Below are 12,400 nucleotides of genomic sequence, written 5' to 3'. Positions count from 1 at the left end.
AAAGTCGTTTTTGGTGTTTTTTTTAAGACAAAAACATGTTTTGTATTTGATATTTTAACATTTTTCACAAGAATAACATATGTAATTTTATTTTTTCAACAATGTAAAGATGATTTTTTTGCTTTCTTATGTCAACATCACTGTAGAAAAATCATTTTAGTGTGTAGATGAGTTTTGTAGTAATAGCAGCTGTCTTTTCTCTCGAAGAAGTGTTTAGTGCACCGCCCCAGGAATGATCTTCTCCCGAATATTTACCAGTTATTTGAAAAATACCCATTTTGGCAAGAGTTAGCTCGCCGAGTGTTGATCCAGAATTCTTAGCTATTTTCTCTGCTCTTAATTGTGCATTTTCGGTTGCTTTTGAAATCATTTCGATTTTGAGCTCTGCAAGTTTTGTATAGTAATACCGAGGCTTTTTTGAAGAAAACTGGACACCTTTGTTTAATAACATTGTGATTTCTCTAGATATTTTTTCAACCTTTTCAACTTCGTTAGAGTTTATTTTTATGGTTTGTGAGAGTTGATATCCAGTAAAGCTTTCACCAAGATAATTGCCAGCATTAGAATAATTTGGTTTTGTGATACGATCGGTTGTTACTGCATCAAAAACTACAGTTTTTATATCGATCCCGTTAGAGCTTAAATAATCAGTAACTGTTTTTTTATCTTCCTTAAGGTTTTTATATGCTTGTTGCAGGTCGATATTTGCTTTGGTGAATCCTCCTTCCCAAACGATGAGATCCGAAGTGAAATTGGTGGTACCATGTCCTGTAACGGCAATTGTTCTTTTGGGTTTATTGCGATTCATATAGGCATTCCCTAAAACTATAGAAGAAATGACAATGGCTAACGAAAAAAGAACAGAACTAATATTAGTTTTCATTTTTTTGAAATTTTACTCAAGGTCTAAGGTAAGTATAAATAGGATGTTGAAATCCCCCGAATACAGGGATATTTAACTGCTGCATGTTTTGGGTTAGATCGATTCTTTCCTAAATTAAAAAAAGCTTCAACATAAATTGAAGCTTTTTTGCAATTTTGCAGTCTGGATCCCGAGTACTCGGGAAACCCGCGATCTCAATTTTTATTTTGGATTAATCTGAGGTAGAAATTTCTATTTTTCTGTTTTTTGAGAAAACGTTCTCTTTTTATAGCATCACTTTTTGAAGAAAACTCCTCGGTATAGACTAATCTCCATGGAATTTTTTTGGAAGTATATCTGCTGTTTCCACTATTGTGTTTGTTTATTCTTTCCTCAATATTTGCAGAGTATCCAATATAAAAAGAATCGTCTTTCAAGCTCTGAATTATGTAGACGGTATATATTGGATTCATTTTTCTATTGGAATTAAAAAAAGCCTCTCCAAATTTATGGAAAAGCTTCTCATCGGTTTACTACTAAACCATCCCGAATAACTCGGGAACAACACAACATTTTCTTGCTAAAAAAAGCTTCAACATAAATTGAAGCTTTTTTGCAATTTTGCGGTCTGGACGGGACTCGAACCCGCGACCCCCTGCGTGACAGGCAGGTATTCTAACCAACTGAACTACCAGACCAAGGCCTTATTGCGGATGCAAATATACACCTCATTTTATTACCCGCAAATGTTTTTTTTGTTTTTTTTGCTTTTATAATATTTAGCTTATGTAAATTTCTGTCTTTCAACAAAATAAGTGGTTAATATTTTATCAAAATCTTTTGTGGTATCAGCCTCAACATATTTTATACCATATTGAGCACATTTCATTTTTAGATCATAAAAATAAGAAGATACTACTTTTTGATAATTATCTTTTATATTATCTGCGTATAGGTTAATATGATCGCCTGTTTCTACATCTACAAATCGGGTAGGTCGATTACTAAAGTCAAAATTTAATTCTTTCTCACTATCAAACGTATGAAAGAGAATAACCTCGTGTTTGTTGTATTTAAGATGTCTAAGAGCTTCAAATAATTTTTCAGGATTAGATGTAGCTTGTAACATATCAGTGAACAAAAAAATCAATGACCGGCGATGTATTTTTTCGGCAATCAGGTGTAAAAACTTAAAAGTATCTGTATTCTTGCTTTTGGAGGTGCTTGTTATGGTTTTATTTAATTGATTAAGTAACATTTGATGATGCCTCTCACTACCTTTTTCTGGGGCGTAATAATCATATTCATCACTATAAATACTTAATCCGATGGCATCACGTTGCTTTTTAAGGATATTCATCAAACAAGCTGTGGCTAAAACTGAAAAGCTAATTTTATTTAATGAACCTAGACGATGTTCTTTTACATGAGGGTAATGCATAGAAGAAGAATTATCGATAATAATATGACATCTCAGGTTTGTTTCTTCTTCATAACGTTTGGTAAATAGCTTATCTGTTTTAGCAAAAAGTTTCCAGTCTATATGTTTGGTGCTTTCTCCATTATTATACACTTTATGTTCTGCGAACTCAGCAGAAAAACCATGAAAAGGACTCTTATGCATACCCGATATGAAACCTTCTACAACTTGCTTGGCAAGTAATTCCAGATTAGTGAACCCTCCGGTTTTATTAATCTCTTTTTGAATGTCCATAGGTAATATTCTTTTATAAAAAAGCGAAGATCTATATTCTTAATTTTTTAATGATAACAATATACGTATTACAAAATTAGTATTCATAAAAAAAGGTTTGACTTATAAGTCAAACCTTTTTTTATTTTTTAATGATAGTCTTTTACATCAAAGAATCTAATGCTTCTGCATATACATTCTTAGGAGAAACTCCTACTTGACGTCCTACTACTTCTCCATTTTGAAAAACCAATACTGTAGGAATATTTCTTACACCATATTTGGCAGCAAATTCTTGATTCGCATCAACATCTACTTTACCAACAACGGCTTTTCCGTCATATTCTTCACTAATTTGTTCGATGATAGGGCCTACCATTCTACATGGACCACACCAAGCCGCCCAAAAATCAACCAATACAGGTTTATCACTTTTAAGTACTACCTCATCAAAAGTAGCATCTGTTATTTCTAGTGCCATAGTTATTTATTATTTAAAAAATTCTTGTTATTTTAATATTCACAAAATTAGTCAATAATTCTGCCAAAGCTTACATCAGTAATATTTGTTTTGACTATAGGGTTATTTGATTTTCTGATACCAAATATAATATGAAAGTATTACTTTATAGCAAATTACATCTCAAAAATGATCGGTATAAGTTGAATTATTTTAGAATTTTGAGTTGTTTGGATAAATATTGTATTGAAACCAGATGAGAAAATAATACAATAGGAACGACTACAGATGCCAACCACACGAATGGGAAATAGAACAAAGCGACATTAGGCTGGTCAAAAGCAAACTGCTGAAACTGGAAAGGAAAGGAAAGTATGGCATTTATTACTATAAATAATAATAGTGATAAGCATATCAAATTCCAGCCTAATAGAAATTTTGGAGAAAGAATTTTATGTATATACCCAAAATAGTATACAAATGGAGCTGTTATTCCTGCAAGGATGTCAAAATTTCTCCCCGAAAAAGTCATGAGCTCTGGTATTGATTTATGTAAAAATAACCAGTATAAAACTAATTCTACAGGTATCCTTATGGTATGAAGTATTGTGAGTATTTTGATATCAAGCTGACCAATGAATGTTTCTCCTTTTTTTGTAAAAAACAAAATAGCAACAAGTAATAAAGGGGGTATAATTGCTAGACTAAAGCGAGGAGGTAATGAAGTGTCTAAATAAAAAGATGAATACCCCAGTATCCCCTGTATACTTGCCCATACTATAATGAGAAACAAAACTCTTTTGGAACTATGAGATGCTATATAAAATAAAAAGACACTAATGCAAGTGGTGATAATAAAAATAATTGAAATATAAGGAGCTAAATTTTCTAACATAACAGGGTTTTATATCTAACAAGGTTGTTGTTTGTTCTAACACTATGAGTAATTAGTGTTTAATGCTATTTTAAATATACATTAAGAACAAATGTAGCAGCTTTCTAAGCTAAAGTTCTTGCCTTATGTCAAGAAAATCAGATAGTAAGAAGTTTTGGTGATTTTGTTGATATAAGGAAATCGTGTTCGATTTAATAGTTTTTAGTTACCTGTCTTTTCTTTCATAAATCTAATCAATTATACGCGATAACTTCTGTGTATAAGTGTAAGGTATTATGTTTTAGTTTAATTTATAGTATATGGATTCATCCTCAAGAGCAACAAGTAATTCTGGAGAGATATTTACTTTTTGTTTTCGGCTGGGCATGTGCAGTTTTAACTGTTCGGCCATTTCATAAATTACAAAATTGAGTGTATGATTTCCAGTATGCTCTGTTAGCAATTCTTTTAAGTCATCTATTCTAGAATCAGAAAGCTCATTAATATCCATTTGGATTGTAAGTTTTCTTGCATAGGTTTCCATTACATCGTGCAATAATTGAAAGCTATTAAATTGTATTCTGGGATCTCCTTTTTTACCAGTATCACGGTTTACCCAGCCTTCTTTAATAAAAGCTTTGGAATATACAAAGGTGCTTTTTACCAGGAAAGGACGATGTTTTAGGTATTCTTCGCCAAAAATCCTGAATTCGTGAGCTGTGTTATAATCTTCTATCATAAAAGTAGCCCAGCCTTTACCATTTTTGGATGTACGATGTTCTACGTTAGAAATTACTCCTCCAAAAGAGATTTCACGATTAATATTACCTTCGAGATCTGCAAAATTGAGCAAGGTGCCATTGCAGAAATATTTCATTTCATATTTAAAATCATCTAAGGGGTGACCAGAGAGGTATATTCCTACGACTTCTTTTTCACGTGCTAATTTTTCCATTGTTCCCCATTCTTCGCAAGGCGGTACTATGGGTTCGGGGATTTGTACATCACTAGCCTCTCCAAATAGACTTACCTGTGAAGAGTTTTCACTTTCCTGAAATTTGGATCCATATCGTACTGCTTTTTCTAAGAAAGTAATACCATCTCCCTCTTCATGAAAATATTGTCCTCTATGAGTTTCAGAAAAGGAATCAAAACCTCCGGCCAAAGCTAAACTTTCGAATGCTTTTTTATTAGCTGCACGAAGATCGATACGTTTGGCAAGGTCAAAGATAGATCTGTATGGTCCATCTTCTTTTCGGCCTTCTACTATGGTAGCTACAGCACCAGTTCCTACACCTTTAATGGCTCCCATTCCAAAACGAACGGCTCCATCTTTGTTTACCGAAAACTTACGATAGGATTCATTTACATCGGGTCCTAGTACATCCAGTTTCATACGTTTGCATTCCTCCATAAAGAAGGTAACCTGTTTGATGTCGTTCATATTATTAGAAAGCACAGCCGCCATATATTCTGCTGGATAGTGTGCTTTTAGATATGCTGTCTGGTAAGCAATCCAGGCATAGCAGGTAGAGTGAGATTTATTAAATGCGTAGGCAGCAAAAGCCTCCCAATCTTTCCATATCTTTTCTAGTTTATCTTCTGCATGACCTTTTTCTGAAGCTTGCTTTATAAACTTAGGCTTCATCTTATCAAGAACTGCCTTTTGTTTTTTACCCATTGCTTTACGTAGTACATCGGCTTCACCTTTGGTGAAATTTGCCAATTTTTGTGAAAGCAACATCACTTGCTCTTGATAAACCGTAATTCCGTAGGTTTCTTTTAAGTACTCTTCACAAGCTTCAAGATCATAAATGATTTCCTCTGTACCATGTTTTCTATTGATAAAACTAGGTATGTATTCTAATGGCCCAGGACGATATAAGGCATTCATTGCTATAAGATCGGCAAAAACAGTAGGCTTAAGTTCCTTCATGTATTTTTGCATCCCGGGAGATTCATATTGGAATACCCCTACAGTTTCTCCTCTTTGGAAAAGAGCATAGGTTTCTTCATCATCAAGAGGGAAGTTTTCGGGATCTAGTTCTACTCCATGTTTTGCTTTTACAATCTTAACAGTATCCTTAATTAAGGTTAATGTTTTTAACCCCAGGAAATCCATTTTTAGTAGTCCTGCATTTTCAACTACAGAGTTGTCAAACTGTGTACAGTACATTTCAGAATCCTTAGCTAATGCTACAGGGACGAATTTGGTAATATCATCTGGTGTTATGATAACTCCACAAGCATGAATTCCGGTGTTTCTAACAGAGCCTTCTAATACTCTGGCTTGGTTAAGTGTTTCTGCTTCGAGATCACTGCCTTCGGCGATATTAAGAAGTTCATTAACTTTTTCTAATTCGTCGCTTCTAAATTTTTTCTTTAATGTAGCTTCGTCCACACCAAAAATCTTTCCGAGTTTTGACATGTTAGGGATAAGCTTTGCAATACGATCTGCATCACCAAGTGGAAGATCTAATACTCGCGCGGTATCTCGTATTGAAGATTTGGCAGCCATTGTACCATAAGTAATGATCTGTGCTACTTGATTGGAACCGTATTTTTCAATTACATAGTCCATGACACGGCTTCGGCCTTCATCATCAAAATCAATATCAATATCGGGCATACTTACACGATCTGGATTTAAGAAACGCTCAAAAAGCAAATCGTATTTAATAGGATCAAGATTAGTGATCCACAGACAATAGGCTACTGCAGATCCAGCAGCCGATCCACGTCCAGGACCTACAGAGACATCCATGTCACGAGCGGCTCGAATAAAATCTTCTACAATCAAGAAATATCCTGGGTATCCGGTTTTTTCGATTACCTGTAATTCAAAATCCAGACGCTCATCGATTGAGGGAGTTATATCTCCATATCGTTTTTTTGCACCTTCGTAAGTGATATGTCTTAAATATTTATTTTCACCTCGTTTACCTCCATCGACCAGGTCTTCTTCGGATCTAAATTCTTCGGGGATATCAAACGCAGGCAATAATACATCTCTGGCAAGTACAAAAGGCTCAATTTTATCTACGATTTCCTGGATATTTATGACCGCTTCTGGTAGATTTTTGAAGAGGTCTTTCATCTCTTCCTGAGATTTGAAGTAATATTCCTGGTTTGGTAGGCCATATCGATATCCTCTGCCACGACCAATAGGAGTAGCTTGCTTTTCTCCGTCTTTTACACATAAAAGAATATCATGTGCATTAGCATCTTTCTTTTCGCAATAATATGTGTTGTTGGTAGCAACGGTCTTAATATTATGTTTTTTTGCGAATTGGATTAATACTTGGTTTACTCTATTTTCATCTTCTTGATTATGACGCATAATCTCAATGTATAGATCATCGCCAAATTCTTGATGCCACCATAGTAATGCTTCTTCTGCTTGTTTTTCTCCAATATTAAGGACTTTACTAGGGACTTCTCCGTATAAGTTTCCGGTGAGAACAATGATGTCCTCTTTATATTGTTTGATGACTTCTTTGTCAATTCTGGGAACATAATAAAATCCATTAACAAAAGCAGTTGAGGACATTTTTGCCAAATTATGGTATCCGTTTTTGTTTTTGGCTAATAATACAATTTGATATCCATTATCCTTTCTCGACTTGTCTGTGTGATTTTCGCAAACAAAAAACTCACAACCTACAATAGGTTTTATCTCTACACCTTCTGGTTCTTGTCCATTTTCTATTGCTTCCGCATTGGCTGCTTTTATAGCTGCATTGTGATTAGAGATTCCCTGTACAAAATGAAAAGCTCCCATCATATTAGCATGGTCTGTCATGGCAACAGCATTCATTTTATGCTGTGCAGCTACATTTATTAAATCAGGAATACTGGTTGTTGATTGTAATACCGAAAACTGGGTATGATTATGCAGGTGGGTAAAGTTAACTTCATCCAGAGCAGCAATATTATCATCAATCTCTTGTTGGGATAAGTCAGAATCTTCTTTTTTAGAAAGTGCTTCTTGAATTTTCTGAGAAGCTTTTTTAAGATTGATATGTTTTAATCCTATTAACTGAATCGTTTCAGGATTAGTTTCTGCAAAATTTTGAAAATAATCTGTTTCTACATCAAGTTCCTCGATTGTAAAAACCTGTTTACGAATCAATTCAAAAAAACATCGGGTAGTGGCCTCTACATCGGCAGTAGCATTATGTGCTTCGCCAAATGCAGTGCCAAATAGATGTTGATGAAGTTCTGTAAGTGTCGGGAGTTTAAATTTACCACCACGACCGCCCGGAATTTGGCACAATCCTGCTGTGATTTCGGTACAGGTGTCTAAAACAGGAAGTTCCTGTAACTTATTTTCTACGTCAAGACGATAGAACTCTGCACCCATAATATTAACATCAAATCCAACATTTTGTCCGACAACAAATTTGGTTTTGGATAGAGCAATATTGAACTTGTCTAATACTTCTTGTAATGTAATACCGTCTTGGGTTGCTAACTCGGTCGAGATACCATGAATTTTTTCTGCATCATATGGGATATTAAATCCATCGGGTCGTACAAGGTAATCTTGGTGTTCGATACAGTTTCCCATAGCATCATGTAACTGCCATGCAATTTGTATACATCTTGGCCAGTTATCGGTGTCGCTAATAGGGGCGTCCCATCGTTTTGGTAACCCGGTGGTTTCAGTATCAAAAACTAAGTACATAAAAAGAGGTATTTCAAGAAAATTATCCCTTACAAAGGACTTTCAAAAATAACTAAAATGATACTTTGATTTTCGAAAAGTTATCCAGAATTATTAACCATAGTTTTTAGTGTAGTCGATACAAGAAAATAGGGGTATGAAAAAAGCGATCATTTCATAAATGATCGCTTTTCATGAGCAAAGTCGAGTAGGGTAATTATTTAGGGGTAATTAAATTAATAACCAAAATCAAAGGAGCCTTGTGATATTTGAGAACCACTTCGGGTTTCAAATTCAAAACTTCCACTAATACATTTGGTCTCGATATCGTGATTAGTAATAATAAGGGTTCCTGATAATGCAGAAGACTTATCATTATTTACTTCATAAGAGGCGCTATAATTTCCAGATCCGGTTAATGGATATGTGCCTGGTGCTACATCTGCCATAAATACAATGTTAACTTCTTCAGTTTCATTGGTAGCAGTAATGAGAATGGAGGCATCATCTACACCAAATAATTTGGCAGTATGATCATCAGTAATCATTTCAGTATTATTAACCATAGCGGTTAAAGAAGCATTAAGTAAACAAGGATTAATTTCCTGAGTTACTTCTTCTTCAATTGTACCATTTTCTAATGGTAATCTATAAAACCATCCATTATTAAAATTTATTGGATTACCATTATCATCTTTAAGGTCTTTAAAATGAAAATTACCAGAAATTTCATTATTATATATTTCTGTTATTGACACTTCCCCTTCGGTTTCTCCGTCTTTAGAAATGAATTTTGTTTGATTTTTTTGAAAACTAACCTTACTTATGGTTTGAAGAGCTGTTTTATAGGTTCCAACATTAGTAGATGTAGTCGTAAAGCTTATAGATTTATCTCCCGAGCTTCCTGATATTACCAATGTACCATCATCATAAATAACAGCTTTTTTTATAGATGATCTAAATAACTCACCGTCAATTTTTGCTTGTAAAGCTGGTGTGTTTATTTCGATATCTGTAGAGCATGAAGTTAAAAAAAGGCAGATTACTGCCAATAGAGGGGTAATTTTTTTAATCATAGGCTTGGGGCTTTAGTATGATTTTATTACGGAAAAACCGTAAAAATATGTTTACACCTACAAACATATAATGAAAATATTAAGAAAACAACTTTTTCATCGAAAAAAAGCATATTTTATCGATGAAATACACAAAATGATATTTTTTCCTAATAAAAATCAAAAGATAGAGGTGTTTTTCCTCATAAAAACAGAGTTTATGAATCGGTTTTTTATGTATTACTTATGTAAATGATTATTTTACAGAGAATAAACTTTTATTTATTGATTTGAATTGATTAAAAATAATTACCTTTGCGGCCTTAATTATGAATAGGGTCGAGTACCCAAAAATTAATTTATATATGCCTGTTAAAATTAGATTACAGAGACACGGTAAAAAAGGAAAGCCTTTTTACTGGATCGTAGCAGCAGATGCTAGATCAAAAAGAGATGGTAGATTTCTTGAAAAATTAGGAACTTATAATCCTAATGTAAACCCTGCAAGTATTGACTTAGATATTGATGGTGCTGTAAAGTGGTTACAGAATGGTGCACAACCAACTGATACTGCAAAAGCTATCTTATCTTATAAAGGAGCTTTATTAAAGAATCACCTTGCTGGTGGAGTACGAAAAGGTGCTTTAACAGAAGAACAAGCTGAAGAAAAATATCAGGCTTGGGTATCAGAAAAAGAAGGATCTGTTGATGCTAAGAAAGATGCGTTAGCAAAAGCTGAAGCAGCGGAAAAAGCGAAAGCTTTGGAAGCTGAAAAAGAAGTTAATGCTAAACGTGAAGCTGCTGCAAAAGCAGAAGAAGTAGAAGAAGCTGCTGCTGAAGCGGAAGAAGCTGTCGAAGCTACTGCAGAAGCAGAAGTAACAGAGGAAGCTAGCAACGAAGAAGAATAGTTGTAATTATTCACGATGAAGAAAGAAGAATGCTTCTATCTAGGTAAAATCGTAAGTAAATTTAGTTTTAGGGGTGAGGTATTGGTTAAACTGGATACCGATGAACCCGAAAGTTATACGAAAATGGAATCAGTATTTGTTCATTATAACAATAATCTGGTTCCATTTTTTATTGAAAAATGTTCGCTACATAAAAGTGATTTACTACGTATAAAATTTGAGGATGTAAATTCTGAAGAAGATGCAGATGACCTCATGAAAACAGAGCTATATTTACCACTTACACTATTACCAAAACTTGAAGGAACTCAGTTTTATTACCACGAAATAATTGGTTTTACGATTATTGATAGTGTTTTTGGAGAAGTAGGAATTATTAAAGCTATTAACGATACAACGGCTCAAGCTTTATTCGAAATTGATCGTAAAGGTACCGAGATTCTTATTCCTATGAATGATGAATTTATTGATAAAATTGATAGAAAATCAAAAACGATTACTGTTCATACTCCCGAAGGACTCATTGATTTGTATCTTTAATTTTATTTTGTCCTCCCGATAAATACCCGGGCTTTTGTTTCTCGATGAATGTTAACATATGACTAAGCCTTTTATATTTAAAGACTTTACGATCCATCAGGATCGATGCGCCATGAAAGTAGGTACAGATGGAGTGCTACTAGGAGCTTGGGTTCCTATTAGTAATGCTATAACCTCAATTCTTGATATAGGAGCAGGAACGGGAGTGATCGCTTTAATGACAGCGCAACGTTCTCAAGCAGAGGTGATTGATGCTATAGAAATTGATGCAGATGCTTATGAGCAGGCAGTCGAAAATTTTGAGGCGTCGTCCTGGGGAGATAGATTATTTTGTTACCATGCCTCTTTTCAGGAATTTGTGGCAGAAATTGACGATCAATATGATTTGCTAATAAGTAACCCTCCATTTTATGCAGAGGATTATAAAACTTCTGATGCCAAACGGGATATGGCTAGATTCGAAGATGCTCTACCTTTTGAACATCTTTTAATTGGAGCATCAAGACTGTTATCGGATAAGGGACGATTTGCAATGATTATACCATATAAAGAAGAATCACGTATTATTGATATAGCTGCACAGGTAAATTTGTTTCCGCAAAAAATCACGAGAGTAAAAGGCACACCAGCTTCAGAGATTAAAAGAAGTCTGTTGTTGTTTGGTCGAGATCAAATGGATTTTGAGGCGGATGAATTGATTATAGAAACGCAACGTCATCAATATACCGATGCATATATAAAGCTTACTAAAGCGTTTTATCTAAAAATGTGATTCATAAAAAAAAGGAAGATATATATCTTCCTTTTCTAAATTCAATCACTCTACAGTTTAATTTATATCACCATAAATTAAAACTTTCTTTATGTACCATCAAAGGTTTATCCCTTCTTAGAAATCCATTTTCCTTCTGCGTCACAGAAAACTTCCATTTCTTTATCACCTTGCTTCAATACTAATCTAAATTCTGAAGCATCTTCTTTGGCTCCAGCACTTTTGATAGTCGCACCAGCATAATCTTTTGCAACTGCATCAAGAACAGGTTGAGGTAAGTTTTCTACAGCTAGGTCTATATATTTTTCCTGAACAGGGGCAACTACTTCTGTATCATCATTAGAAGCTACTTCCTGAGCATTCATGCTTTGAGTTCCTACTAATAATCCAAAAGCTAATACCGGTAATACAAATAAATTTTTCATTGTTATTATAATTTTAGTTTTAATAAATTTTAATCTGTTATGTGTTTATATATAGAATAATTATGCCAGAAGAAATGAGAGATGTTGATTATACATGTAAATACTTGATAATTAGATATTTATGGATTTTTTGAATTAATACTTT

Annotated in this window: 11 protein-coding genes and 1 tRNA gene; 3 read left to right on the top strand and 9 right to left on the bottom strand. The window is 34.0% G+C overall.

Features of this window, described 5'->3' with window-relative positions; genetic code table 11:
- Positions 1-151: 151 nt before the first annotated feature.
- The 8 genes from AAFU52_RS05815 to AAFU52_RS05780 form a co-directional block, all read right to left on the bottom strand.
- A complete protein-coding gene (locus AAFU52_RS05815) occupies positions 152-883 on the bottom strand; it encodes an SIMPL domain-containing protein (protein WP_024772483.1) in 732 nt (243 codons plus the stop codon).
- Between the two features lie 194 nt (positions 884-1,077).
- Positions 1,078-1,335, bottom strand: coding sequence for a GIY-YIG nuclease family protein (locus AAFU52_RS05810; protein WP_438425829.1), 258 nt, complete (start codon positions 1,333-1,335; stop codon positions 1,078-1,080).
- 151 nt (positions 1,336-1,486) lie between these two features.
- Positions 1,487-1,560 (bottom strand) — tRNA-Asp (locus AAFU52_RS05805).
- A gap of 86 nt (positions 1,561-1,646) precedes the next feature.
- Complete coding sequence (locus AAFU52_RS05800) at positions 1,647-2,576, bottom strand: DUF58 domain-containing protein (RefSeq protein WP_024772481.1); 930 nt, start codon at positions 2,574-2,576, stop codon at positions 1,647-1,649.
- Between the two features lie 142 nt (positions 2,577-2,718).
- Positions 2,719-3,036, bottom strand: coding sequence for a thioredoxin (trxA, locus tag AAFU52_RS05795; protein WP_024772480.1), 318 nt, complete (start codon positions 3,034-3,036; stop codon positions 2,719-2,721).
- A gap of 187 nt (positions 3,037-3,223) precedes the next feature.
- Entirely contained in the window at positions 3,224-3,910 is a 687-nt protein-coding gene (locus AAFU52_RS05790; RefSeq protein WP_438425828.1) for a hypothetical protein, read from the bottom strand.
- A 280-nt stretch (positions 3,911-4,190) separates the two neighbouring features.
- Positions 4,191-8,576 carry a DNA polymerase III subunit alpha gene (dnaE, locus tag AAFU52_RS05785; RefSeq protein ID WP_438425827.1) on the bottom strand — a complete coding sequence of 1,462 codons (4,386 nt, stop codon included), beginning with the start codon at positions 8,574-8,576 and terminating at the stop codon, positions 4,191-4,193.
- Between the two features lie 215 nt (positions 8,577-8,791).
- Positions 8,792-9,631, bottom strand: coding sequence for a DUF6252 family protein (locus AAFU52_RS05780; RefSeq protein ID WP_024772477.1), 840 nt, complete (start codon positions 9,629-9,631; stop codon positions 8,792-8,794).
- A 344-nt stretch (positions 9,632-9,975) separates the two neighbouring features.
- Here AAFU52_RS05780 and AAFU52_RS05775 point away from each other — a divergent pair, with 344 nt between their 5' ends.
- The 3 genes from AAFU52_RS05775 to AAFU52_RS05765 are packed head-to-tail and all read left to right on the top strand — an operon-like array spanning position 9,976 to position 11,830.
- The gene (locus AAFU52_RS05775) at positions 9,976-10,518 is read left to right on the top strand and encodes a 30S ribosomal protein S16 (protein ID WP_438425826.1); all 543 of its coding nucleotides are present in this window, start codon (positions 9,976-9,978) and stop codon (positions 10,516-10,518) included.
- Positions 10,519-10,533: 15 nt separating this feature from the next.
- The gene (rimM, locus tag AAFU52_RS05770; protein ID WP_024772475.1) at positions 10,534-11,058 is read left to right on the top strand and encodes a ribosome maturation factor RimM; all 525 of its coding nucleotides are present in this window, start codon (positions 10,534-10,536) and stop codon (positions 11,056-11,058) included.
- 58 nt (positions 11,059-11,116) lie between these two features.
- Positions 11,117-11,830, top strand: a complete 714-nt coding sequence (locus tag AAFU52_RS05765; RefSeq protein ID WP_438425825.1) for a tRNA1(Val) (adenine(37)-N6)-methyltransferase — start codon at positions 11,117-11,119, stop codon at positions 11,828-11,830.
- A gap of 107 nt (positions 11,831-11,937) precedes the next feature.
- Here the strand turns inward: AAFU52_RS05765 and AAFU52_RS05760 are convergent, their stop codons facing one another.
- Entirely contained in the window at positions 11,938-12,255 is a 318-nt protein-coding gene (locus tag AAFU52_RS05760; protein ID WP_024772473.1) for a hypothetical protein, read from the bottom strand.
- Positions 12,256-12,400 lie beyond the last annotated feature (145 nt).

Origin of the sequence: Aquimarina macrocephali (assembly GCF_051627225.1) — a bacterium.
GTDB lineage: Bacteria > Bacteroidota > Bacteroidia > Flavobacteriales > Flavobacteriaceae > Aquimarina > Aquimarina macrocephali.
This window is presented reverse-complemented; position numbering and strand designations above follow the sequence as displayed.